Annotated in this window: 21 protein-coding genes; 12 read left to right on the forward strand and 9 right to left on the reverse strand. The window is 60.8% G+C overall.

Going from position 1 to position 24037, the window contains the following annotated elements; translation table 11 throughout:
• Nucleotides 1-86 precede the first annotated feature (86 nt).
• From cysG to ftsK, 6 genes are all read right to left on the reverse strand, one after another.
• Nucleotides 87-1481 carry a siroheme synthase CysG gene (gene cysG, locus LCU97_RS21600; protein WP_232777725.1) on the reverse strand — a complete coding sequence of 465 codons (1395 nt, stop codon included), beginning with the start codon at nt 1479-1481 and terminating at the stop codon, nt 87-89.
• Entirely contained in the window at nt 1482-2762 is a 1281-nt protein-coding gene (gene serS / locus LCU97_RS21605) for a serine--tRNA ligase (protein ID WP_232777726.1), read from the reverse strand.
• 13 nt (nt 2763-2775) lie between these two features.
• The gene (gene crcB, locus LCU97_RS21610; protein WP_053157752.1) at nt 2776-3153 is read right to left on the reverse strand and encodes a fluoride efflux transporter CrcB; all 378 of its coding nucleotides are present in this window, start codon (nt 3151-3153) and stop codon (nt 2776-2778) included.
• A complete protein-coding gene (locus LCU97_RS21615) occupies nt 3150-4475 on the reverse strand; it encodes a replication-associated recombination protein A (RefSeq protein WP_053157754.1) in 1326 nt (441 codons plus the stop codon). The genes crcB and LCU97_RS21615 overlap by 4 nt, the downstream gene beginning before the upstream one ends.
• Before the next feature lie 173 nt (nt 4476-4648).
• The gene (lolA, locus tag LCU97_RS21620) at nt 4649-5272 is read right to left on the reverse strand and encodes an outer membrane lipoprotein chaperone LolA (RefSeq protein WP_053157757.1); all 624 of its coding nucleotides are present in this window, start codon (nt 5270-5272) and stop codon (nt 4649-4651) included.
• 57 nt (nt 5273-5329) lie between these two features.
• The gene (gene ftsK, locus LCU97_RS21625; protein WP_053157760.1) at nt 5330-7735 is read right to left on the reverse strand and encodes a DNA translocase FtsK; all 2406 of its coding nucleotides are present in this window, start codon (nt 7733-7735) and stop codon (nt 5330-5332) included.
• Nucleotides 7736-8054: 319 nt separating this feature from the next.
• On the opposite strand from ftsK, the gene trxB reads away from it, so the two are divergent.
• The 4 genes from trxB (at nt 8055) to infA (ending at nt 10905) form a co-directional block, all read left to right on the forward strand.
• A complete protein-coding gene (gene trxB / locus LCU97_RS21630; protein ID WP_053157763.1) occupies nt 8055-9014 on the forward strand; it encodes a thioredoxin-disulfide reductase in 960 nt (319 codons plus the stop codon).
• A 69-nt stretch (nt 9015-9083) separates the two neighbouring features.
• Nucleotides 9084-9764: a leucyl/phenylalanyl-tRNA--protein transferase gene (gene aat / locus LCU97_RS21635; RefSeq protein WP_053157766.1), complete on the forward strand. Its 681-nt coding sequence runs from the start codon at nt 9084-9086 to the stop codon at nt 9762-9764.
• A 56-nt stretch (nt 9765-9820) separates the two neighbouring features.
• Nucleotides 9821-10528, forward strand: coding sequence for an arginyltransferase (locus tag LCU97_RS21640; protein WP_053157769.1), 708 nt, complete (start codon nt 9821-9823; stop codon nt 10526-10528).
• Between the two features lie 158 nt (nt 10529-10686).
• Nucleotides 10687-10905, forward strand: coding sequence for a translation initiation factor IF-1 (gene infA / locus LCU97_RS21645; RefSeq protein ID WP_002553999.1), 219 nt, complete (start codon nt 10687-10689; stop codon nt 10903-10905).
• A 268-nt stretch (nt 10906-11173) separates the two neighbouring features.
• Here infA and clpA read toward each other — a convergent pair whose 3' ends face one another.
• Nucleotides 11174-13444: an ATP-dependent Clp protease ATP-binding subunit ClpA gene (gene clpA / locus LCU97_RS21650; protein WP_053157772.1), complete on the reverse strand. Its 2271-nt coding sequence runs from the start codon at nt 13442-13444 to the stop codon at nt 11174-11176.
• 29 nt (nt 13445-13473) lie between these two features.
• Nucleotides 13474-13836: an ATP-dependent Clp protease adapter ClpS gene (gene clpS / locus LCU97_RS21655; RefSeq protein WP_053157775.1), complete on the reverse strand. Its 363-nt coding sequence runs from the start codon at nt 13834-13836 to the stop codon at nt 13474-13476.
• A 241-nt stretch (nt 13837-14077) separates the two neighbouring features.
• Between clpS and cspD the strand changes: the two genes are divergently transcribed.
• On the forward strand, nt 14078-14329 hold the full coding sequence (gene cspD / locus LCU97_RS21660; RefSeq protein ID WP_172679674.1) for a cold shock domain-containing protein CspD: 252 nt from the start codon (nt 14078-14080) through the stop codon (nt 14327-14329).
• 72 nt (nt 14330-14401) lie between these two features.
• Here the strand turns inward: cspD and icd are convergent, their stop codons facing one another.
• Nucleotides 14402-15658 (reverse strand): NADP-dependent isocitrate dehydrogenase, encoded by a 1257-nt coding sequence (icd, locus tag LCU97_RS21665; RefSeq protein WP_053157781.1) that lies wholly within the window; start codon nt 15656-15658, stop codon nt 14402-14404.
• Nucleotides 15659-16126: 468 nt separating this feature from the next.
• On the opposite strand from icd, the gene LCU97_RS21670 reads away from it, so the two are divergent.
• The 7 genes from LCU97_RS21670 to LCU97_RS21700 all read left to right on the forward strand — a co-directional run bounded on the left by LCU97_RS21670 (nt 16127) and on the right by LCU97_RS21700 (nt 23998).
• Nucleotides 16127-18352, forward strand: coding sequence for an NADP-dependent isocitrate dehydrogenase (locus tag LCU97_RS21670; RefSeq protein WP_232777727.1), 2226 nt, complete (start codon nt 16127-16129; stop codon nt 18350-18352).
• Nucleotides 18353-18585: 233 nt separating this feature from the next.
• Entirely contained in the window at nt 18586-19032 is a 447-nt protein-coding gene (locus tag LCU97_RS21675) for an NUDIX hydrolase (protein WP_232777728.1), read from the forward strand.
• Between the two features lie 59 nt (nt 19033-19091).
• Nucleotides 19092-20216 (forward strand): tRNA 2-thiouridine(34) synthase MnmA, encoded by a 1125-nt coding sequence (gene mnmA, locus LCU97_RS21680; RefSeq protein WP_232777729.1) that lies wholly within the window; start codon nt 19092-19094, stop codon nt 20214-20216.
• Complete coding sequence (gene hflD / locus LCU97_RS21685; RefSeq protein WP_053157794.1) at nt 20213-20836, forward strand: high frequency lysogenization protein HflD; 624 nt, start codon at nt 20213-20215, stop codon at nt 20834-20836. Before mnmA ends, hflD begins: the two co-directional genes overlap by 4 nt.
• Nucleotides 20837-20958: 122 nt before the next feature.
• Entirely contained in the window at nt 20959-22329 is a 1371-nt protein-coding gene (gene purB, locus LCU97_RS21690) for an adenylosuccinate lyase (RefSeq protein ID WP_053157797.1), read from the forward strand.
• 84 nt (nt 22330-22413) lie between these two features.
• Nucleotides 22414-23580 carry a ribosomal protein uL16 3-hydroxylase gene (locus LCU97_RS21695; protein ID WP_053157801.1) on the forward strand — a complete coding sequence of 389 codons (1167 nt, stop codon included), beginning with the start codon at nt 22414-22416 and terminating at the stop codon, nt 23578-23580.
• On the forward strand, nt 23573-23998 hold the full coding sequence (locus tag LCU97_RS21700; protein WP_053157811.1) for a GNAT family N-acetyltransferase: 426 nt from the start codon (nt 23573-23575) through the stop codon (nt 23996-23998). Before LCU97_RS21695 ends, LCU97_RS21700 begins: the two co-directional genes overlap by 8 nt.
• The last annotated feature ends 39 nt before the right edge of the window (nt 23999-24037 follow it).

Genomic DNA, 24037 nt, shown 5'->3' on the forward strand with positions numbered 1-24037 from the left:
TTGGATTTCGTTCAGCCGGAATATCAAGGCCGACATCAATCCCCTGTGGGAGCGGGCTTGCTCGCGAAAAGCGCGACGCGGTCTTTCTAGACCTGCCCCTGCGCCCCCTCAAACCACGCCAGTTTCTCCCGCAGTTGCACCACTTCCCCGACGATCACCAATGTTGGCGCATGAACCTCATGCTCCGCCACCAGTTGTGGCAGGTTCGCCAGGGTGCCGGTGAAGACCCGCTGGTTGGACGTGGTGCCTTGCTGGATCAACGCCGCCGGCGTATCCGCCGCGCGACCGTGCTTGATCAGCTCGTTGCAGATCATCGGCAGGCCGACCAAGCCCATGTAGAACACCAGGGTCTGGGCCGGGGACACCAGGTCGGCCCACGGCAAGTCGCTGGTACCGTCCTTGAGGTGGCCGGTGATGAAGCGCACCGATTGGGCATAGTCACGATGGGTCAGTGGAATCCCGGCATACGCCGCGCAGCCACTGGCGGCGGTAATGCCCGGAACGACCTGGAACGCGATGCCATGGGCCGCCAGCTCCTCGATCTCTTCGCCGCCCCGACCGAAAATGAACGGATCGCCGCCCTTGAGCCGCACCACGCGCTTGCCCTGGCGGGCCAAGTCCACCAGTTGCTGGTTGATCTGATCCTGGGGCACCGCGTGCTCGGAGCGGCGCTTGCCGACATAGACCCGCTCGGCGTCACGTCGGCATAACTCCAGGATCGCCGGCGCTACCAGGCGGTCGTAAAGCACCACGTCCGCCTGTTGCATCAGGCGCAAGGCGCGAAAGGTCAGCAGATCAGGGTCACCGGGCCCGGCACCCACCAGATAGACTTCGCCTCGGGCCTCCGGTGCCTGGCCGTCGATTTTCTCGCGCAACAAGCGTTCGGCCTCGGCGCCCTGCCCGGCCAGTTGCCGGTCGGCAATGGGACCCTGAAACACGTCTTCCCAGAATGCCCGTCGTTGCTGCACATCCGGAAACAACCGTTTGACCTGACTGCGAAAACGCGCCGCCAGCCCGGCCAGCTGACCATAGGTAGAGGGAATCCAGGTCTCCAGCTTGGCCCGGATCAACCGGGCCAGCACTGGCGCATCGCCGCCGCTGGATACCGCGATCACCAGGGGCGAGCGGTCGACAATGGCGGGGAAGATCACGCTGCACAGGGCCGGCGCGTCCACCACGTTGACGGGCACGCAACGCTTATGGGCATCGGCCGACACCTGGGCATTGAGCGGTTCGTCGTCGGTGGCGGCAATGATCAGGGCGCAGCCGTCCAGGTCCGTTTCGAGGTATCCACGCAGGACGCATTCACCCCCGCTGCCACGGACCAGCTCCTGCAACTGCGGCTCGATTTCGGGTGCGACCACCCGCAGCAACGCGCCGGCATCGGCCAGCAGCCGGGATTTGCGCAAGGCAATTTCCCCGCCGCCCACCACCAGCACGCGGTTACCGCGCAGGTTATGGAACAGTGGCAGATAATCCATTTAACCGATGACCTCGATGCCGCCCATGTAGGGCTTCAACACCTCAGGCACGCGGATCGAACCGTCGGCCTGCTGGTAGTTCTCCAGTACGGCCACCAGGGTGCGGCCCACCGCCAGGCCCGAGCCATTGAGGGTGTGGACCAGTTCCGGCTTACCGGTCTCCGGGTTACGGAAACGCGCCTGCATGCGGCGGGCCTGGAAATCCCCACAGTTGGAGCACGAGGAAATCTCGCGGTACTTGTCCTGGCTCGGGATCCACACTTCCAGATCGTAGGTCTTCACCGCGCTGAAGCCCATGTCGCCGGTGCACAGCGCCAGGGTGCGATACGGCAGTTCCAGCAGTTGCAGGACCTTCTCGGCGTTGGCGGTCAGGCTTTCCAGTGCTTCCATGGACTTCGAAGGTTCGACGATCTGCACCATCTCGACCTTGTCGAACTGGTGCTGGCGGATCATGCCGCGAGTATCACGACCTGACGCCCCGGCCTCGCTGCGGAAGCACGGCGTGTGGGCGACGAACTTGATCGGCAACTGCTTGGCGTCGATGATCTCGCCAGCAACGATGTTGGTCAGCGATACTTCGGCGGTCGGGATCAGGTACAGATCGGCTTCGCCATCGCGGCCGATCTTGAACAGGTCTTCTTCGAATTTCGGCAACTGACCAGTGCCCTGCAGGGCCGGCGCCTGGACCAGATAGGGCGTGTACGTCTCTTCGTAGCCGTGCTCGGTGACGTGCAGGTTGATCATGAACTGGGCCAGGGCGCGATGCAGGCGGGCAATCGGTCCGCGCAGCAACGCGAAACGGGCGCCGGACAGCTTGGCGGCGGTTTCGAAGTCCAGCCAGCCGAACTTCTCACCCAGGGCCACGTGATCCTGCACCGGGAAATCGAAAGTCTTCGGCGTGCCCCAGCGACGCACTTCGACGTTGCCGTCTTCATCTTCGCCGACCGGCACAGACTCGTGAGGCAGGTTCGGAATGCCCAGCAGGATCGCATCCAGCTCGGTCTGGATCCGGTCCAGCTCGATCTTGCCGTTGTTGAGTTCGGTGCCCATGTTCTCGACGTTCGCCATCAACGGCGCAATGTCTTCGCCGCGTTGCTTGGCCTGGCCGATGCTCTTGGAGATCGCATTACGCTCGGCTTGCAGCCTTTCGGTCAGGGTCTGGACGCTCTTGCGCTGCTCTTCCAGCGCTTCGATGCGCGCGACGTCGAGGGCGAAGCCACGGGATGCCAGGCGGTCCGCTACGTCCTGAAGGTTGCTACGTAACAGTTTGGAATCGAGCATGTCGGTCTCTCGTTTAGATTAGTTTGGTCAGGGACAGGCCAGCCCAGGTCGCGAGCAGCCCGCCGAATACGCTGGCAGCCGCATAGCCCAGGGCCAGCGGCACCTGCCCGCTTTCCAGCAGGCGCACCGTATCCAGTGAAAAGGACGAAAAGGTCGTCAGGCCGCCAAGGAAGCCGACGATAAGCCCCGCGCGCACTTCGACAGGCACTTCGGGACGAATCAGAAACAGACCGTATAGAACGCCGATCAGCAGACAGCCCACGATATTAACGGTCAGCGTCGCGGTATAGAAGTGCCGTGGCCAATTTGCGTTGACCCAATTACCGGCGGCAAAGCGCGCCAAGGTGCCGACAATGCCACCAGCGGAAACTGCAAGTATCAGAGGGATCAAGGCTTTCTCCGCTGCCGTGGGCTCAGGCGATCCAATTGCGCCAGGTGGTTGAGTTTTTCACCGATCTTCAGCTCGAGGCCACGGGGCACCGGTTGATAGAACGACTGGGGTTCGAGTTCTTCGGGGAAATAGTCTTCGCCGGCGGCGTAGGCGTCCGGCTCGTCGTGGGCATAACGGTATTCTTCGCCATAGCCCAATTGCTTCATGAGCTTGGTTGGCGCGTTGCGCAGGTGCAGCGGTACCTCGAGGGAACCATGCTCGGTGGCGCTGCGCATCGCCGCCTTGAAGCCCATGTACACTGCGTTGCTTTTTGGCGCACAGGCCAGGTAGGTGATGGCCTGGGCCACGGCGAGCTCGCCTTCGGGGCTGCCGAGACGCTCCTGCACGTCCCAGGCCGCCAGACAGAGGCTCAGGGCTCGCGGGTCGGCATTGCCGATGTCCTCGCTGGCCATGCGCACCACCCGTCGCGCCAGATACAACGGGTCGCAACCGCCGTCGATCATTCGCGCGAACCAGTACAGCGCTGCGTCGGGGTTGGAACCACGTATGGATTTGTGCAGCGCGGAAATCTGGTCGTAGAACGCCTCGCCCCCCTTGTCGAAGCGCCGACGGGTATCGCCCAGCAGGCTTTGCAGCAGCTCGATACCGATCTCGCTGTCGTCTTCGGCCAGGTCCGAAGCGTTCTCCAACAAGTTGAGCAACCGACGGCCATCGCCATCGGCGGCGGACAGCAGCATCTGGAAACCTTCATCGCTCAAGCGCAGCTTGCGCTTGCCCAGGCCCCGCTCCTCGGTCAGCGCTCGCTGCACCAGCTTGCGCATGGCCGCCTCGTCGAGGCTCTTGAGGACATAGACCCGTGCTCGGGACAGCAAGGCGTTATTGAGCTCGAAAGAAGGGTTTTCAGTGGTGGCGCCAATGAAGATCAGCGTGCCATCCTCGACGTATGGCAGGAAGGCATCCTGTTGTGACTTGTTGAAACGGTGCACTTCGTCAACGAACAAAATGGTGCGCTTGCCGTACTGCCCGGCCTGTTGCTTGGCCACTTCCACCGCCTGGCGGATTTCCTTGACCCCAGCCAGCACCGCCGACACCGTTTCGAAATGAGCATCCGAGACTTCCGCCAGCAGCCGCGCCAGCGTGGTCTTGCCAACGCCCGGCGGCCCCCAGAATATCATCGAATGCAAGGCCCCCTGCTCCAGCGCTTCGCGCAAGGGCTTGCCGCGAGCGAGCACATGCTCCTGGCCGACATACTCATCCAGATTGGTCGCCCGCAAGCGGGCGGCCAATGGCTGGGCAATCGGGGCGCTTCGAAACAGGTCCATCACTACCTACCAAACCTCCGCTGAATCCTGCTGCCAATCCTCTATGTCAGAGCAGATCTGTGGGAGCAAGGCTTGCCCGCGATTGCATCGCCTCGGTCTCCCAGATGCACCGAGGTGTCCGTATCGCGGGCAAGCCTTGCTCCCACAGGCCATCTCCCACAGGGGGCCGGTGTTTATTCCTGGATGACGTCGGCACCCTTCGGGATGTCGAACTTGAACTTGGACGCAGGAATACTCTCGTTGGCCTTGACCCCGGTGAACAGAATGTTGGTGCGCTGGCCGACACTGTCGATCAACTGCATGTCATTGACCAGGCCATTGCGGAACGACAGGCGCAGGCTGTCGAACAGGCTGTCCTTGGTCTTGGGCTTGAGGGTGAAGTCAATCACGCCGCCCGCTTCCCTGGCACTGATGTCGAAGCTCTGGCTGATCTTGGAAATGTCGCCCGAAAGCAGCAACGCCGGGGTCTGGGTCAGGCGTTGGTCGAGCGTCTTGATGGTGACCTGCTCCAGGTCCGGGTCCCACAGGGAGACTTTCTGGCCATCGGAGACCATCAGTTGCTCGGCCGGTGCATCGGTGTGCCAGTAGAACAGCCCCGGACGCTGCAGGGCCATGTCACCGGCAGTTTCCTGCAACTGAGTACCGCTGCCGTCGAGGGTCAACTGGGAGAAACGCGCGGTCAGGGTCTTGGACCCTTCCAGTAACTGGGTCAGGCGAGCTACATCCTTTTCAGCGGCATGAGCCGACAAGGTGGTCAGGGCCAGTACGGGCAACAGCAACATGCGAATCAGGCGCATGGGAGTCCTCATGAAGTCGTGGGGGGCGAGTGGCCTGCTGCCAGGCCGCTCAGGTCGTTAGTCGCGCATCGGGCCCGGCGCCAGTACTTCGCGCGAACCGTTGGTGTTCATGGCCGTCACGACCCCGGCCATTTCCATGGCTTCGATCATGCGCGCGGCGCGGTTGTAGCCGATCTTGAGTTTGCGCTGGACGGCAGAAATCGACGCCCGACGGCTTTCCAGGACGAACTGTACCGCTTCGTCATAGAGCGCATCGGTTTCCGCGTCCTCGTCACCACCGCCACCGCCGCCTTCGAAGCCGCTGCCAGCCTCTTCGACGCCGTTGAGGATGTCGTCGTTGTATTCAGGGGCGCCACGCAGCTTCCAGGCTTCCACCACCCGATGAACTTCATCATCGGACACGAACGCACCGTGCACCCGGATCGGCAGGCTGGTGCCCGGCGGCATGTAGAGCATGTCACCGTGACCGAGCAATTGCTCGGCGCCACCCTGATCGATGATGGTCCGTGAGTCGATCTTGCTCGACACCTGGAACGCCATGCGGGTCGGGATGTTGGCCTTGATCAGGCCGGTAATCACATCCACCGACGGCCGCTGGGTGGCGAGAATCAGGTGAATACCGGCCGCACGTGCCTTCTGGGCAATACGGGCGATCAGTTCTTCGACCTTCTTGCCGACGATCATCATCATGTCGGCAAATTCGTCCACCACTACCACGATGGTCGGCAACTTATGCAGCAACGGCGCTTCGTCGTGGATGCTTTCGCGGTGGTACAGCGGATCGGTCAGAGGCGTACCCGCCTCTTCGGCTTCCTTGACCTTGGCGTTGAAGCCCGACAGGTTACGCACGCCCAGCTTCGCCATCAGTTTGTAGCGCCGCTCCATCTCGGCGACGCTCCAACGCAAGGCGTTGGCGGCGTCCTTCATGTCGGTGACCACCGGGCACAGCAGGTGCGGGATGCCTTCGTAGATCGACAGTTCGAGCATTTTCGGGTCGATCATGATCAACTTGGCGTCTTCCGGGCCGGACTTGAACAGGATCGACAGGATCATGGCGTTCACGCCCACCGATTTACCGGAACCGGTAGTACCGGCCACCAGCAGGTGGGGCATCTTCGCCAGGTCGGTAATGACCGGTTTGCCGCCGATGTCGTGGCCCAGGGCCAGGGTGACCGGTGACTTGTGGTTGTCATACTCGGGCGTCGACAGCACTTCGGAGAACCGTACGATCTGGCGGTCTTCGTTGGGGATCTCGATACCGACGGTGGTCTTGCCCGGAATCACTTCCACCACCCGCACGCTGGTCACGGCCAAGGAGCGCGCCAGGTCCTTCGCCAGGTTGGCGATGCGGCTGACCTTCACGCCCGCGGCCGGCTGGATTTCGTAACGGGTAATGACCGGGCCCGGATGGATCGAATCCACCGACACCTCGACACCGAACTCCTTGAGCTTGATCTCCAGCAGGTGACCGACGGCGGCCAGGGACTCGGGGGAATAGTTGAGCTGCTTCTTCTCGGCGGGGTCCAGGATCGAAATCGGCGGCAAGGTGCCTTCCACCGCGCTGTCGACGAACAGCGGCACCTGTTTTTCCTTCTGCACGCGCTTGCTCGGCTCCGGGGCCTTGGCCGGCGCCGGGGTGATGACTGGCGGCACCTGTTTCTCGCGCTCGGACATGTGCTTGCTCAGGGCTTGCTCGCGCTCGATCAGGCGTTCCTTGACCTTGGCCTGCTCGCGCTTGTCTGGTACGACCGGCGCCACGACGTCATGGACCCGATCATCCACTTCACGCAGTTGCGCCACCAGTTGCTTGCGCTCTGTGCGCGCCGCCCACCAGCGGTTCACGGCGCCCTGGATCAGTTCGATCAGGTCGAGGGTGATCTTGCCGGTCACGTCCATGACCTTGAACCAGGAAAGATCGGTGAACACCGTCAGGCCGAACAGGAACAGGGCGATGAACAGCAGCGTGCTGCCCTGGATATTCAGTGCGTTCCTGGCCAGGTCGCCGAGGCTTTCCCCCAGCGCACCGCCCGCCCCGGCTGGCAGGCCGGTAGGGGCATGGAAATGGATATGGGCCAGCGCGGCCCCCGACAGCACCAGGAACACCAGGCCGATCAGGCGCCAGGAAAACAGCCAGCCGCTCCACTGCCATGGCTCGTGACGCTGGCGAAAGATCTGGTAGGCCTTGATCGCCAGCAGCAAGGGGAAGATATAGGCGAAATAGCCCAGCACCATGAACAGGATGTCGGCGCTGTAGGAACCGGCCGGCCCGCCAAAGTTCTGCACGTCCTCGATCTTGCTGTTGTGGCTCCAGCCCGGATCGTCCTTGCCATAGGTCAGCAGGGCCATCATCAGGAACAGGCACAAGGCTCCGATGGCGATCAATGCACCTTCCTTGAGCCGGTAGTGCAACTGCTGGCGCCAGAGCGGAACGACTGTCTTGGGTGCTGCGGTGGATTTCTTCAAAACGCTTCTTTTCCTGCGCCAATGGCGCGTCCATCTGTTGAATGACTGCAAAAAACTGCTCGAAACGAGCAGGTAAAAAAGTGAATGTGCACAATCGGTACTATTTTTACCACTGAGACGTGCATCCGGAAAACCGCAGGTGTTGCCGAAGATGTGGACCTTTGGCTCATCCTGCGTTCAAAACATGTGCATTGTACGGCTTTATCGGCCCCGAGGCATCGCATCGCCTCAGTTACAAGCATAGCCAGAATCAGGGGTATACCGGAGCCAATTTGAGCATGCATTCTCTTTTGTGACAAAGGCTTATGAGGTGTTTTTTATGAACGAAGCGAAGCATTCACGCCTGATCATTCTCGGCTCCGGCCCCGCCGGCTACAGCGCAGCCGTATACGCCGCCCGTGCCAACCTCAAGCCTGTTGTCATCACCGGCCTGCAGGCCGGAGGCCAGCTCACCACCACCGTCGAAGTCGATAACTGGCCCGGCGATGTCGAAGGCTTGACCGGCCCGGTGCTCATGGAACGCATGCAGCGGCACGCCGAGCGCTTCGATACACAGATTGTCTACGACCATATCCACACCGCCAAGTTGCAGCAGCGCCCGTTCGAGCTCGTCGGCGACAGCGGCACCTACACCTGCGATGCCTTGATCATCGCCACCGGCGCTTCGGCCCAATACCTGGGCTTGCCCTCGGAGGAAACCTTCGCCGGCAAGGGCGTTTCCGCCTGCGCCACCTGCGACGGGTTCTTTTACCGTAACCAGGTGGTGGCGGTGGTCGGCGGAGGGAACACAGCGGTGGAGGAAGCCCTGTACCTGTCCAACATCGCCAGGGAAGTGCACCTGATTCATCGCCGGGACAAGCTGCGCTCGGAAAAAATACTCCAGGACAAACTCTTCGAGAAAGCCGCCAACGGCAATATCCGCCTGCACTGGAACCAGAACCTGGACGAAGTGCTGGGCGACGCCAGTGGCGTGACCGGCGCCCGTCTGCGCAACAGCCAGAGCGGCGAGACCAGCACATTGCAATTGGCCGGCGTGTTCATCGCCATCGGCCATAAACCCAATACCGAACTGTTCCAGGGCCAGTTGAGCATGCGCGACGGCTATCTGCTGGTGCGCGGCGGCAGCGAAGGCAATGCCACCGCCACCGATATCGAAGGCGTGTTCGCGGCCGGCGACGTGGCCGATCACGTGTATCGCCAGGCCATTACCTCTGCCGGCGCCGGCTGCATGGCCGCGCTCGATGCGGAAAAGTATCTCGATGACATCCCTGCCGTTTGACGGTTAATCTCCTGTGGCGAGGCGTTGCCCCCTCCTCGCCCCCCTCCCCTTCCGCAATCCCGGACCACCATGCTGACTTGGTTACAACGCAACACCTTCGACTTTCCTCCTCTGGAAAAAGCCATGCGCGACCCCAACGGCTTGCTGGCCGCTGGCGGCGATCTGTCTGCCGACCGATTGATCCAGGCCTACCGCCATGGGTGCTTCCCATGGTTCTCCGAAGGCCAACCGATCCTGTGGTGGTCGCCTGACCCGCGCACCGTTCTGTTTCCCGACGAGCTGCACATCTCCCGCAGCCTGGGCAAGCTTTTGCGCAAGCAACGTTACCAAGTGACGTTCGACAAGGATTTCGCAGCCGTCATCAAGGCCTGCGCCGAGCCCCGCGCCTACGCCGACGGCACCTGGATCACCGAAGCCATGCAAACCGCCTACCTGCAATTGCATCGGCGCGGCTTCGCCCATTCGGTGGAGGTCTGGGACGAGGGCCAGTTGGTGGGCGGCCTGTACGGCCTGGCCATGGGGCAGCTGTTTTTTGGCGAGTCCATGTTCAGCCGGGCTGACAATGCCTCGAAATTCGGCTTTGCGACGCTGGTCAACCATCTCAAGACCGCAGATTTCGTGCTGATAGACTGTCAGATGCCCACCGAGCACCTGCACAGCCTGGGCGCCCGCTCAATTCCGCGGGCAATGTTTGCCGGTTATCTCAAGGCACATCTGGACCGCCCCAACCGGGCAACCTGGGTTTGCTGAGCGACATCGGCGCGCGTGGCTTACACTTAACCAAAGCTTATCCCCGAGGGTTGATCATGACCGAGTTGGCGCGTTTGAAGTTTTATGCCACTCAGCCCCACTCTTGCAGCTATCTGCCCGAGGAGCAGGCCACGACGCTGTTCCTCGACCCTAGCCAGCCCATGGACGTGCATGTCTACGCAGACCTGTCGGAGATGGGCTTTCGTCGTAGCGGCGATCACCTCTACAGGCCCCATTGCCAGCATTGCAATGCATGCGTGCCGGCGCGCATCCCCGTGGTGCAATTTGCTCCCAATCGTCAGCAAAAACGTATTTTCAAGCGTAACGCCGACATCCAGGTCCGGCCTGCCAAGCCACAGTTCACCGAAGAGTATTTCGACCTGTACCAACGCTATATCGAGCAACGCCATGCCGACGGCGACATGTACCCGCCCAGCCGCGATCAGTTCTCCACCTTTCTGGTTCGCGACCTGCCCTTCTCCCGTTTTTATGAGTTCCGCCTCGAAGGACGACTGGTGGCCATTGCCGTGACGGACCTGCTGCCCAACGGCCTTTCCGCGGTGTACACCTTCTACGAGCCCAATGAGGAGCGCCGCAGCCTGGGACGGTTTGCCATTCTCTGGCAGATCGCCGAAGCCCGGCGCCTGGGCCTGGAAGCGGTATACCTGGGCTACTGGATCAAGAACTGCAAAAAAATGAACTACAAGACTCAATATCGGCCTATCGAATTGCTGATCAACCAGCGCTGGGTGGTTCTCAACTAGAGGACGCTCTCGATTGGCTTCCCCTCCGCGATAAAGAACAACAGAGAACGCCCCCAAGAACCCCTTGGCTTGCCCCCCCTTTTTCGGGCACAATGCACGCCGCTTTTGCCTGGCGCAGTTGCACCGGGCCATTCACTGGATACCGAGGGCTTTACTGCATGTCGAAAGAAGACAGCTTCGAAATGGAAGGCACTGTCGTCGACACCCTGCCCAACACCATGTTTCGTGTGGAGTTGGAAAATGGGCACGTCGTTACCGCGCATATCTCCGGCAAGATGCGCAAGAACTACATTCGTATTCTGACCGGTGACAAAGTGCGCGTCGAGCTGACGCCCTATGACTTGAGCAAAGGGCGCATCACCTACCGCGCTCGCTAACAGGTCGACACAAAACGCCCGGCTCATGCCGGGCGTTTTTGTTTGCCTGCGACTAAGCCTCACAAGTGCTGGCAATAACATCCAGCATTGAGGCCAACCCCACACCCTGTGGGAGCGGGCTTGCTCGCGAATGCGGTAGATCAGCTTGCATAGATGCCGAATGTGAAATCGCATTCGCGAGCAAGCCCGCTCCCACAGGGTTCGATGCGCTTCTCGAAAAAAGCAAAAAGGCGCCTTTCGGCGCCTTTTGCATTGTTGCGTATAAAGATCAAGCCATTTCGGCCGTGGTTTCGAACTCGAAGGTCAGTTCGCCATCCTTGATGTCGATATGGACCACACCGCCATGCTCGGCCAGTTCGCCAAAGAGAATCTCCTCCGCCAGCGGACGCTTGATCTTGTCCTGGATCAGGCGAGCCATCGGCCGCGCACCCATGGTCACGTCGTAGCCACCCTCCGCCAGCCAGCTGCGGGCCGCGTCGGTGACTTCCAGCAACACACGCTTGTCTTCGAGCTGCGCCTGAAGTTCGGTAAGGAACTTGTCCACCACGCTCTTGATGACCTCATGGCTGAGGCGACCAAACTGGATGATGGTGTCCAGACGGTTGCGGAATTCAGGCGTGAAGCTCTTCTTGATCACTTCCATCGCATCGGACGAATGGTCCTGATGGGTGAAACCGATCGAAGCACGAGCCGCTGTCTCGGCACCGGCGTTCGTGGTCATGATAATGATCACGTTGCGGAAATCCGCTTTGCGCCCGTTGTTGTCGGTCAACGTACCGTGATCCATGACCTGCAGCAGCAGGTTGAAGACTTCCGGATGCGCCTTCTCGATTTCATCGAGCAACAATACGCAGTGTGGCTGCTTGGTAATGGCTTCGGTGAGCAGGCCACCCTGGTCGAAACCGACATAACCCGGAGGCGCACCGATCAGACGCGAAACGGTATGGCGCTCCATGTACTCGGACATGTCGAAACGAACCAGTTCGATGCCCATCGCCTTGGCCAGTTGCCGCGCCGCTTCGGTCTTGCCCACCCCGGTGGGACCTGCGAACAGGAACGAACCCACCGGCTTGTCCGGAGATTTCAGGCCGGCACGAGACAGCTTGATGGCCGTGGACAGCGAATCGATGGCCGCATCCTGGCCAAACACCGTCAGCTTCAGGTCGCGCTCCAGGTTACGCAGCAGTTCCTTGTCGGAGCTGGTGACATGCTTGGGCGGAATCCGTGCGATTTTCGCGACGATGTCCTCGACCTGCGGTACGTCGATGCGCTTGACGCGGCTTTCGGCCGGTTGCAGGCGCTGGTAGGCACCCGCCTCGTCGATAACGTCGATGGCTTTGTCCGGCATATGCCGGTCATTGATATAGCGTGAAGCCAGCTCGGCGGCGGCGCGCAGCGCTTCATCGCTGTACTCGATGCTGTGGTGCAGCTCGAAACGCCCTTTCAGGCCGCGCAGGATGCCAATGGTGTCTTCCACCGACGGCTCCGATACGTCGACCTTCTGGAAACGCCGGGCCAAGGCACGATCCTTCTCGAAGATCCCGCGGAACTCCTGGAAGGTGGTCGAACCGATGCAGCGGATATCGCCCGACGAAAGCAGCGGTTTGAGCAGGTTCGAGGCATCCATGACACCACCGGATGCGGCGCCCGCACCAATGATGGTGTGGATCTCGTCAATGAACAGGATCGCCTGGGGACGCTTTTTCAGCTCGCCGAGCAACGCCTTGAAGCGCTTCTCGAAGTCGCCCCGGTACTTGGTACCGGCCAGCAAGGCACCCAGATCGAGGGAATAGACCACACTGTTGGCCAGCAGATCCGGCACCTGGCTGTCGACGATGCGCTTGGCCAGGCCCTCGGCGATGGCCGTTTTACCGACACCCGCCTCACCCACCAGCAGCGGGTTGTTCTTGCGACGCCGGGCCAGGATCTGAGCGACGCGCTCGACTTCGGCCTCGCGTCCCACCAACGGATCGATGCGCCCCTGGCGCGCCAGTTCGTTCAGGTTGCTGGCATAGGCATCCAATGGATTGCCCGAGGAAGAAGACTCACCGCCCTCGTCATCCTGCATATCCTGCTCACCTTCGGAGTGGTCGCCGTGCCCTGGCACCTTGGAAATGCCATGGGCGATGTAGTTGACGACATCGATACGCGCAACGCTCTGTTGCTTGAGCAGGAAAACCGCCTGGCTTTCCTGTTCGCTGAAAATGGCAACCAGCACATTGGCGCCGGTGACTTCGCGCTTGCCCGAGCTCTGTACATGAAAGACAGCACGCTGCAGAACGCGCTGGAAGCCCAGGGTTGGCTGGGTTTCGCGATCCTCGTCATGAACGGGGATCAATGGCGTGGTGGAGTCGATGAACTCCTGCAGATCGTGCTTGAGTTTATCGAGGTTCGCGCCGCAGGCACGCAAAACGGTGGCGGCAGCCTCGTTATCCAATAGGGCCAGCAGCAGGTGCTCGACCGTCATGAATTCATGACGCTTCGAACGGGCCTCCTTGAAGGCAAGATTGAGGGTGACTTCGAGCTCGCGGTTTAACATGGCTTCACCTCATACCCAAGTGGTCGGCGTTAACCGTCCTTCTCGATTTCACAGAGTAGCGGATGCTGGCTTTCCCGGGCGTACTGGTTGACCTGCATAGCCTTTGTCTCGGCGATGTCGCGGGTAAACACTCCGCACACTGCCCGTCCCTCTGTATGGACGGCCAGCATGACCTTGGTCGCCAGCTCGCGGTTCAGGTTAAAAAACACCTCGAGCACTTCGACGACGAAATCCATCGGTGTGTAGTCATCGTTGAACAAAACCACCTTGTACATCGGTGGCGCCTGTAACGCGGGCTTTGCTTCCTGGACAGCAATGCCGGCGGAATCGTCGTCATGCTGATCCGGGCGATCCTGATTGAATGTTAGTCGAATCTGGCTGATTGCATGCATGGAAAGAAAGGTTCGTTTAGTTGGCATTTACACTAATGGGGGTGCCGGCTGGCGATTTCAACCACGACCGCCGGGTCACCTTGACTATCGGCAAAACGGTGTTACAACCAATAGAGCCCATCGCGGGTTAAAAAGGTCCGCGGCATTGATCCTGACAACAAGATTAGACTGCGGATGAACCGGATGATACTCCAGTGATGGAGTGCGTTGCAGAGGGATATGGTTTATGTCGGTCGTCAAGATGAGTGGCAAGGTGAAATGGTTCAACAATGCCAAAGGCTACGGGTTCATCCTAGCGACTGGCAGGGAGGAAGACCTTTTCGCCCACTACTCGGCAATCAATATGGAAGGCTATAAAACCCTGAAAGCCGGGCAGCCTGTAAAATTCGATGTCATCCAGGGGCCCAAAGGCCTGCACGCAGTCAACATTACGCCCATCGAAGTTCAAAACACACCTGCCTCCGTGGAAATCAAGGTCACCGAGACCCATTGACCTGCGATAGCTTGCGGGCATGAAAAAAGCCCGGCTCGATCACTCGAGCCGGGCTTTTTCATGCCGATTGTCTTACATATGGGCGATCAGCGCATCGCCAAAGCCCGAAGACGACACCAGCTTCGCGCCCTCCATCAGGCGTTCGAAGTCATAGGTCACGGTCTTGGCCGAAATCGCGCCATTGGTGCCCTTGATGATCAGGTCGGCCGCTTCGGTCCAACCCATGTGGCGCAACATCATTTCAGCCGACAGGATCAGCGAGCCCGGGTTGACCTGGTCCTTGCCCGCGTACTTGGGCGCGGTGCCGTGGGTGGCTTCGAACATGGCGACGGTGTCCGACAGGTTGGCACCCGGGGCAATGCCGATGCCGCCCACTTCCGCCGCCAGGGCGTCGGAGAGATAGTCACCGTTGAGGTTCAGGGTCGCGATCACGTCATATTCAGCCGGACGCAGCAGGATCTGCTGGAGCATGGCGTCGGCGATGGCGTCCTTGACCACGACGTTCTTGCCGGTCTTGGGGTTCTTGAACTGCATCCAAGGGCCGCCATCGAGCAGGGTCGCGCCGAATTCCTCGGCCGCCACTTCGTAGGCCCATTCCTTGAAGGCACCTTCGGTGAACTTCATGATGTTGCCTTTGTGCACGATGGTCAGCGAATCGCGGTCGTTATCGACTACATATTGCAATGCCTTGCGGGCCAGGCGCTTGGTGCCCTGCTTGGACACGGGCTTGACGCCGATACCACAGTCCTCGTCGAAACGGATCTTGGTAACGCCCATTTCCTCCTTGAGGAACTTGATCACCTTGGTGGCTTCGGCCGAGCCGGCCTTCCACTCGATGCCGGCATAGATGTCTTCGGAGTTCTCGCGGAAAATCGTCATGTCCACATCGCCAGGCTTCTTGACCGGGCTCGGCACACCTTCGAACCAGCGCACCGGACGCAGGCAGACATACAGGTCGAGCTGTTGACGCAGGGCCACGTTCAGCGAACGGATACCGCCACCGACCGGCGTGGTCAGGGGGCCCTTGATGGAGACCACGTAATCCTTGACCGCATCCAGGGTTTCCTGGGGCAGCCATGTGTCCTGGTCGTAGACCTGGGTGGCTTTTTCACCGGCATAGACCTCCATCCAGGAAATCTTGCGCTTGCCGCCGTAGGCCTTCTGCACGGCAGCGTCCACGACCTTGATCATGACCGGGCTGATGTCGACACCAATGCCATCCCCTTCGATGAAAGGAATGATCGGATTGTCAGGAACATTAAGAGAATGGTCTGCATTGACGGTGATTTTGTCACCGACGGCCGGAACCTGAATCTTTTGATACCCCATGCTGAACTCCATTGCTTGGATTAAACATCTGGCTGCGTTCGAGCGTACCCCAGTTGAATCGGCGCGCAAACCCTACCAAGACCAAAGAGATACAGTTCGCCGCGTACAACCCTGAAAACCAAGGGAAAAGCGCCAAACATGAGCATAGACGCGTTCCGCCCACTGCGACGTTTAGACCAATGGACGAGCACTAAAGTCTATGAACCATCGGCAGATCGCCAGCTACCTATGTATAATGCCGCCGCTGACCACAGGGTCACGATGGCTGACTGCTCTGCGACAGGACTTTCCGCCCGTTAAAAGCCGGTCCGTTACCACGGCCCGACCGCTTGACGCTCGACTGATGCACCCAACATCACCGCGAAGAAACCTCGACATTCGGTTCACGGATGACTTTGAACGAACGCGCTTACCCGGCGCCCTCGAGTTTCTGCGCATGCTTTAGCAAAGAAGAGAGTTAATCCGAATATGCCCACCCGCTCGAAGATCATCTATACCTTCACCGACGAAGCGCCCGCCCTCGCCACCTATTCGCTGCTGCCGATCGTCGAAGCCTTTACCGCTTCGGCCGATATCGCCGTGGAAACCCGCGATATCTCTCTGGCAGGGCGCATCCTGGCCAGCTTCCCCGAGCAACTGGGTGACAAAGCCGTAGCCGACCATCTCGCCGAACTGGGCGAACTGGCCGTGACACCTGAAGCCAACATCATCAAGCTGCCGAACATCAGCGCTTCGGTCCCGCAACTGCAGGCCGCGATCAAGGAACTGCAGGCCCAGGGCTATGCATTGCCGGACTACCCGGAAACCGTGACCACCGAGGCCGAGAAAGACGCTCGCGCCCGTTACGACAAGGTCAAGGGCAGCGCCGTGAACCCGGTGCTGCGCGAAGGCAACTCCGACCGCCGCGCACCGCTGTCGGTCAAGAACTATGCCCGCAAGCACCCACACAAGATGGGCGCCTGGGCTGCGGACTCCAAGTCCCATGTAGCCCACATGAGCTCCGGCGATTTCTACGGCAGCGAGAAAGCTGCCCTGATCGACGCCGCTGACGCCGTGAAAATCGAGTTTATTGCCCAGGACGGCACCACCACCGTCCTGAAAGAAAAAACCAGCGTCCAGGCCGGCGAGATCCTCGACTGCGCCGTGATGAGCAAGAACGCCCTGCGCGCCTTCATTGCCGCTGAAATCGAAAGCGCCAAGCAACAAGGCGTACTGTTGTCGGTCCACCTCAAAGCCACCATGATGAAGGTTTCCGACCCGATCATGTTCGGCCAGATCGTCGCCGAGTTCTATAAAGATGCCCTGGCCAAGCACGCTGACGTGCTGGCGCAGATCGGCTTCAACCTGAACAACGGCATCGGCGACCTGTACACTCGCATCAAGGCCCTGCCGGCCGAGCAGCAGGCGCAGATCGAAGCCGATATCCAGGCGGTCTATGCGTCGCGCCCTGCCCTGGCGATGGTCAACTCCGACAAAGGCATCACCAACCTGCACGTGCCGAGCGACGTCATCGTCGACGCCTCCATGCCGGCCATGATCCGTGACTCCGGCAAGATGTGGGGCACCGATGGCCAACTGCACGACACCAAGGCCGTGATCCCGGACCGCTGCTACGCCACCATCTACCAGGCGGTGATCGAAGATTGCAAGGCCAACGGTGCGTTCGATCCGACCACCATGGGCAGTGTGCCGAACGTAGGCTTGATGGCCAAGAAAGCCGAAGAGTACGGCTCCCACGATAAGACCTTCCAGATCAAGGCCGACGGCGTGGTGCGCGTCACCGACAGCAAGGGCACCCTGCTGATGGAACAGACTGTCGAAGCCGGCGACATCTTCCGCATGTGCCAGACCAAGGACGCGCCGATCCAGGATTGGGTCAAGCTGGCCGTCAACCGTGCCCGTGCAAGCAGCACCCCGGCCATTTTCTGGCTGGACCCGATGCGCGCCCACGACGGCGTGGTGATCGAGAAGGTCCAGGCTTACCTGAAGGACCACGACACCAGCGGCCTGGACATCCAGATCATGTCGCCAGTCGACGCGATGAAATACACCCTGGCCCGCACCCGCGAAGGCAAGGACACCATCTCGGTGACCGGCAACGTGCTGCGCGACTACCTGACCGACCTGTTCCCGATCATGGAACTGGGCACCAGCGCCAAGATGCTGTCGATCGTGCCGCTGATGAACGGTGGCGGCCTGTTCGAAACCGGCGCTGGCGGTTCGGCACCCAAGCACGTCCAACAACTGCTGGAAGAAAACTTCCTGCGCTGGGATTCCCTGGGCGAATTCCTGGCCCTGGCCGCGTCCCTCGAACACCTGGGCGTGACCTACAACAATCCGAAGGCACTGGTTCTGTCCAAGACCCTCGACCAGGCCACTGGTGAGTTCCTGGACCGCAACAAATCGCCTTCGCGCAAAGTCGGCGGCATCGACAACCGTGGCAGCCACTTCTACCTGACCCTGTTCTGGGCCCAGGCACTGGCCGCTCAAAACGACGACGCTGCCCTCAAGGCTCAGTTCGCGCCCCTGGCCAAGACCCTGACCGACAATGAAGAGAAGATCGTTGCCGAGCTCAACGCCGTCCAAGGCAAGCCAGTGGACATTGGCGGTTACTACTTCGCCAACCCAGAGCTGACCAGCAAGGCCATGCGCCCGAGCGCTACCTTCAATGCGGCGATTGCTGCGCTGGTGTAAGGTTGTAAGAGAACATCACAACCCCCGGCCTTGTGCCGGGGTTTGTGTTTCCAAACCCACCATCCCTATGGGAATCAGGATGAACGCCAGACTTGTGAACGCCCTAGCCCTTGTGGGAGCGAGCCTGCTCGCGATGGCGGTATAACATTCAATACTGATGCCGCCTGACACACCGCTATCGCGAGCAGGCTCGCACATAGACCGAATGCAGCTACTGGAATCGAGGAGACATCATGGACTGGCAACCCCACATTACCGTCGCCACCATCGTCGAAGACAACGGCCGCTTCCTGATGGTGGAAGAATCCAAGGGCGGACGAGCGGTGCTCAACCAGCCGGCCGGCCACCTGGATCCAGACGAAACACTGATTGAAGCCGCTGTACGCGAAACCCTGGAAGAAACCGGCTGGGACGTCGAACCCACCGACGTGGTGGGCATTTACCTGTACACCGCGCCCAGCAACGGCGTGACTTACCAGCGCGTCTGTTTCGCCGCCAAGGTCTTGAACCATCGCCCCGACTATCAACTGGATGACGGCATCCTCGGCGCCAAATGGCTAAGCCGCGACGAACTGCTCGAACAGCGCGAGCACTGGCGCAGCGAGTTGATCATTCGTTGCATCGACGATTATCTGGCCGGCCATCGCCACAGCCTGTCATTGATCCGCCCTTCTCTTTAGCCTTGCGCGCCCGGGCCTGATAGAATCGCGTCCTTTTTCAAGACACTCATTGAATTCCTATGCGTGATCCAGCTCGTTCCGACACCACCAAACAGCGCGTCATTGTCGGCATGTCCGGCGGCGTTGACTCTTCCGTTTCCGCCCTTCTGCTGATGGAGCAGGGTTATGAAGTGGAAGGCCTGTTCATGAAGAACTGGGAAGAAGACGACGGAACCGAATATTGCACCGCCATGGATGACCTGGCGGACGCCCAGGCCGTGTGCGACAAGATCGGCATCAAGCTGCACACCGCCAATTTCGCCGCCGAGTACTGGGACAACGTGTTCGAGCATTTCCTGGCCGAGTACAAGGCCGGCCGCACGCCGAACCCGGACATCCTCTGCAACCGCGAGATCAAGTTCAAGGCATTCCTCGACTACGCCATGATGCTCGGCGCCGACCTGATCGCCACCGGCCACTACGTGCGTCGCCGTGATATCGACGGTCGAACCGAACTGCTCAAGGGCCTGGATCCGAACAAGGATCAAAGCTACTTCCTGCATGCCGTCGGCGGCGAGCAGATCGCCAAAACCCTGTTCCCGGTGGGGGAACTGGAAAAGCCGGAAGTACGGGCGATTGCCGAGAAGCACGACCTTGCCACCGCCAAGAAAAAGGATTCCACCGGCATCTGCTTCATCGGCGAACGGCGTTTCAGTGATTTCCTCAAGCAATACCTGCCGGCCCAACCGGGCGAGATCAAAACCACCGAGGGCGAGGTCATCGGTCGCCACCACGGTTTGATGTACCACACCATCGGTCAGCGCCAGGGCCTGGGCATCGGCGGCCTGAAAGATGCCGGCGAAGAACCGTGGTACGTGCTGGTCAAGGACCTGGAGCACAACGAACTCATTGTCGGCCAGGGCAACGATCACCCATGGTTGTTCTCCGGCGCCCTGCTCGCCTCGGACATCTATTGGGTCAACCCGATCGACCTCAGCAAGCCACGTCGCCTGACAGCCAAGGTTCGCTATCGCCAGAGCGACCAGCCTTGCACCCTTGAAAAAACCGCCAACGGCTACCGCGCCACCTTCGATGATCCGCAACGTGCGGTCACCCCCGGCCAGTCCGTGGTGTTCTATGACGGCGAAATCTGCCTGGGCGGCGGCGTGATCGAAGTCGCAGAGCCATGGAGCAGCAAGGCATGAGCCCGATACAGGAGCAATTGACGGCATTGGGCGGTGTGTTTCTGGCCGCCGTGCTGGTGGACCGCATCGCCAAGACCGGCCAGGCCACCGAAGCGGGCCTGGCCTGCATGCTCGGCAGCCTGCTGGTTCGCGACCCCAAGGACACCCTGGAAGTCTATGGCGGCGATGACCTTAACCTGCGTGAAGGCTACCGGGCATTGATCGGCGCTCTGGAACGCGACCCCAGCGCCTTGCAACGCGAGCCGCTGCGCTATGCCCTGTCGATGCTGGGCCTGGAACGTCAACTGGCCAAGCGCGACGACCTGCTGGACACCATCGGCAAGCGTCTGCCGCAAATCCAGTCCCAGGTCGAGCACTTCGGCCCGTCCCATGAAAACGTGATCGCCGCTTGCGGTGCGTTGTATCAGGACACCCTCAGCACACTGCGTCAGCGCATCCAGGTGCATGGCGACATGCGCAACCTGCAGCAACCGAGCAACGCCTCGAAGATCCGCGCCCTGCTGTTGGCCGGCATCCGTTCGGCCCGGTTGTGGCGGCAGTTGGGCGGCCACCGCTGGCAACTGGTGATCAGCCGACGCAAATTGCTGAAAGAGCTTTACCCATTGATGCGCCACGAATAATCGCCTCGACCCGTTTTGTACCTCGTTACGCGTAACACGCCGGTCAGTTGGCGACGGACCGGCGCTGGTTTTCATGTATGATACGCGCCCCATTTCGTTGCCCGACTGTCCGAGAACACCCCATGCAGCTCTCTTCGCTCACTGCGGTTTCCCCTGTTGACGGCCGCTACGCCGGCAAAACCCAGGCCCTGCGCCCGATTTTCAGCGAGTACGGCCTGATCCGTGCCCGCGTCCTGGTTGAAGTGCGCTGGCTCCAGCGCCTGGCCGCCCACCCCGCCATCGGCGAAGTTCCGGCGTTCTCCGCCGAAGCCAATGCGGTACTCAATGCCCTGGCCGATAACTTTGCGCTGGAGCACGCCGAGCGCGTCAAGGAAATCGAGCGCACCACCAACCACGACGTGAAGGCCATCGAATACCTGCTCAAGGAGCAGGCGGCCAAACTGCCGGAACTGGCCAAGGTCAGCGAGTTCATTCACTTCGCCTGCACCAGCGAGGACATCAACAACCTGTCTCACGCCCTGATGCTGCGCGAAGGCCGCGACGATGTGATGCTGCCGCTGATGCGCCAGGTCGCCCAGGCCATCCGCGAACTGGCGATCCGCTTCGCCGACGTACCGATGCTGTCGCGCACCCATGGTCAACCGGCTTCGCCGACCACCCTGGGCAAAGAGCTGGCCAACGTGGTGTATCGCCTGGAGCGCCAGATCGCCCAGGTTGCCGCCGTGCCACTGCTGGGCAAGATCAACGGTGCCGTGGGCAACTACAACGCCCACCTGTCGGCCTACCCGGACATCGACTGGGAAGCCAACGCCCGCGCCTTCATCGAAGATGAGCTGGGCCTGAGCTTCAACCCGTACACCACCCAGATCGAACCGCACGACTACATCGCCGAACTGTTCGACGCCATTGCGCGCTTCAACACCATCCTGATCGATTTCGACCGTGACATCTGGGGCTACATCTCCCTGGGTTACTTCAAGCAGCGCACCATTGCCGGCGAAATCGGTTCTTCGACCATGCCGCACAAGGTCAACCCGATCGACTTCGAAAACTCCGAAGGCAACCTGGGCATCGCCAACGCGCTGTTCCAGCACCTGGCGAGCAAGCTGCCGATTTCCCGCTGGCAGCGCGACCTGACCGACTCCACCGTACTGCGCAACCTGGGCGTGGGCTTCGCCCATAGCGTCATCGCCTACGAAGCCAGCCTCAAGGGCATCGGCAAGCTGGAGTTGAACGAGCAGAAAATCGCCGCCGACCTGGACGCCTGCTGGGAAGTCCTGGCCGAGCCGATCCAGACCGTGATGCGTCGCTACAACATCGAAAACCCGTACGAAAAGCTGAAAGAACTGACCCGTGGCAAGGGCATCAGCCCTGAAGCGCTGCAGACTTTCATCGATAGCCTGGACATGCCCGCCGAGGCCCGCACCGAGCTGAAGAAGCTCACGCCGGCCAGCTACATCGGCAATGCGGCGGCACAAGCCAAGCGCATCTGATCATCGCTTTGCCCTGAGACGCCCGGCCGAGCGCCGGGCGTTTTTATTCGCGTCTGAAAAATACTTTTTTTCAATAGGTTACACATGAATCCTGATATTCCTCTGCAACTCCTGGGCGGCATCACGGCACGGGAGTTCATGCGCGACTACTGGCAGAAAAAACCACTGCTGATCCGCCAGGCGATCCCTGACTTCGAAAGCCCGATCGATGCCGACGAACTGGCCGGTCTGGCCCTGGAAGAAGAAGTCGAATCGCGCCTGGTGATCGAGCACGGCGAGCGCCCGTGGGAACTGCGTCGTGGCCCGTTTGCCGAAGACGAGTTCAGCAAGCTGCCGGAGCGCGAGTGGACGCTGCTGGTCCAAGCTGTCGATCAGTTCGTGCCGGAAGTCAGCGAGCTGCTGGAGCACTTCCGCTTCCTGCCGAGCTGGCGTATCGACGACGTGATGATCAGCTTTGCCGCCCCGGGTGGCAGCGTCGGTCCGCACTTCGACAACTACGATGTCTTCCTGCTGCAAGGCCATGGCAAGCGCAACTGGAAGATCGGCCAGATGTGCGACTCCGAAAGCCCACTGCTGCAACACGCCGACCTGCGCATCCTCGCCGAATTCGAAGCCACCGACGAATGGACACTGGAACCGGGCGACATGCTCTACCTGCCGCCGCGCCTGGCCCACTGCGGCGTGGCCGTTGACGATTGCATGACCTACTCGGTGGGCTTCCGTGCGCCGAGCGCCGCTGAAGTGCTGACCCACTTCACCGACTTCCTCAGCCAGTTCCTGCCGGACGAAGAGCGCTACACCGACGCCGATGCGCGCCCCGTGAGCGATCCACACCAGATCCAGCACGACGCCCTCGACCGCCTCAAAGGCCTGCTGGCCGAGCACATGAGCGACGAGCGCCTGCTGCTGACCTGGTTCGGCCAGTTCATGACCGAGCCTCGCTACCCGGAGCTGGTGGCAGGTCCGGAACTGGAAGAAGAAGACCTGCTGGCCAGCCTGGAACAAGGCGCAGTGATCATCCGCAATCCGAGCGCCCGCCTGGCCTGGTCGGAAGTGGATGATGACCTGCTGTTGTTCGCCAGCGGCCAGAGTCGCTATCTGCCGGGCAAGCTGCGCGAGCTGCTGAAAATGATCTGCGCCGCCGACGCACTGCACATCGAGAACCTCAGCCCGTGGCTGGCGGACGAAGACGGTCGCGGCCTGATCCACGAGTTGGTCAAACAAGGCAGCCTGGGGTTCGCCGATGAATAAAATTCACGTTCGTGTCGCAGACTGGCAAAAGGATAACGCCGAGATCCGGCGCATTCGTGAAAGCGTATTCATAGTCGAGCAGTCGGTTCCGCCGGAGCTGGAATGGGATGCCGACGACCAGGGCGCGGTACATTTCCTGGCGTACGAAGGCGACTTCCCCATCGGCACCGCCCGCCTGCTGACTGACGGCCACATCGGCCGGGTTTCGGTGCTCAAGGACTGGCGCGGCTTGAAAGTGGGCGACGCATTGATGCATGCGGTAATCGCCGAGGCCGAGAAGCGCGAACTCAAGCAGCAGATGCTCAGCGCCCAGGTGCATGCCACGCCGTTCTATGAGCGACTGGGCTTTGCCGTGGTCAGCGAGGAGTTCCTGGAAGCCGGGATTCCCCACGTGGACATGGTGCGGCGTTCGGCCTGAGACCGTGCCGCCGCCATCGCGAGCAGACTCGCTCCCACA

It is taken from the genome of Pseudomonas uvaldensis (assembly GCF_021271205.1).
Taxonomy (GTDB): Bacteria; Pseudomonadota; Gammaproteobacteria; order Pseudomonadales; family Pseudomonadaceae; genus Aquipseudomonas; species Aquipseudomonas uvaldensis.

Excerpts from the sequence above, each read along its gene's own strand:
- trxB (WP_053157763.1), top strand. The coding sequence starts at position 8,055 with ATGAACGAAGCGAAGCATTCACGCCTGATCATTCTCGGCTCCGGCCCC.
- mnmA (WP_232777729.1), top strand. The coding sequence starts at position 19,092 with ATGCGTGATCCAGCTCGTTCCGACACCACCAAACAGCGCGTCATTGTC.
- icd (WP_053157781.1), bottom strand. The coding sequence starts at position 15,658 with ATGGGGTATCAAAAGATTCAGGTTCCGGCCGTCGGTGACAAAATCACC.
- LCU97_RS21675 (WP_232777728.1), top strand. The coding sequence starts at position 18,586 with ATGGACTGGCAACCCCACATTACCGTCGCCACCATCGTCGAAGACAAC.
- clpS (WP_053157775.1), bottom strand. The coding sequence starts at position 13,836 with ATGCATGCAATCAGCCAGATTCGACTAACATTCAATCAGGATCGCCCG.
- LCU97_RS21640 (WP_053157769.1), top strand. The coding sequence starts at position 9,821 with ATGACCGAGTTGGCGCGTTTGAAGTTTTATGCCACTCAGCCCCACTCT.
- cysG (WP_232777725.1), bottom strand. The coding sequence starts at position 1,481 with ATGGATTATCTGCCACTGTTCCATAACCTGCGCGGTAACCGCGTGCTG.
- infA (WP_002553999.1), top strand. The coding sequence starts at position 10,687 with ATGTCGAAAGAAGACAGCTTCGAAATGGAAGGCACTGTCGTCGACACC.
- serS (WP_232777726.1), bottom strand. The coding sequence starts at position 2,762 with ATGCTCGATTCCAAACTGTTACGTAGCAACCTTCAGGACGTAGCGGAC.
- hflD (WP_053157794.1), top strand. The coding sequence starts at position 20,213 with ATGAGCCCGATACAGGAGCAATTGACGGCATTGGGCGGTGTGTTTCTG.
- clpA (WP_053157772.1), bottom strand. The coding sequence starts at position 13,444 with ATGTTAAACCGCGAGCTCGAAGTCACCCTCAATCTTGCCTTCAAGGAG.
- aat (WP_053157766.1), top strand. The coding sequence starts at position 9,084 with ATGCTGACTTGGTTACAACGCAACACCTTCGACTTTCCTCCTCTGGAA.
- LCU97_RS21670 (WP_232777727.1), top strand. The coding sequence starts at position 16,127 with ATGCCCACCCGCTCGAAGATCATCTATACCTTCACCGACGAAGCGCCC.
- cspD (WP_172679674.1), top strand. The coding sequence starts at position 14,078 with ATGAGTGGCAAGGTGAAATGGTTCAACAATGCCAAAGGCTACGGGTTC.
- LCU97_RS21695 (WP_053157801.1), top strand. The coding sequence starts at position 22,414 with ATGAATCCTGATATTCCTCTGCAACTCCTGGGCGGCATCACGGCACGG.
- LCU97_RS21700 (WP_053157811.1), top strand. The coding sequence starts at position 23,573 with ATGAATAAAATTCACGTTCGTGTCGCAGACTGGCAAAAGGATAACGCC.
- purB (WP_053157797.1), top strand. The coding sequence starts at position 20,959 with ATGCAGCTCTCTTCGCTCACTGCGGTTTCCCCTGTTGACGGCCGCTAC.
- LCU97_RS21615 (WP_053157754.1), bottom strand. The coding sequence starts at position 4,475 with ATGGACCTGTTTCGAAGCGCCCCGATTGCCCAGCCATTGGCCGCCCGC.
- lolA (WP_053157757.1), bottom strand. The coding sequence starts at position 5,272 with ATGCGCCTGATTCGCATGTTGCTGTTGCCCGTACTGGCCCTGACCACC.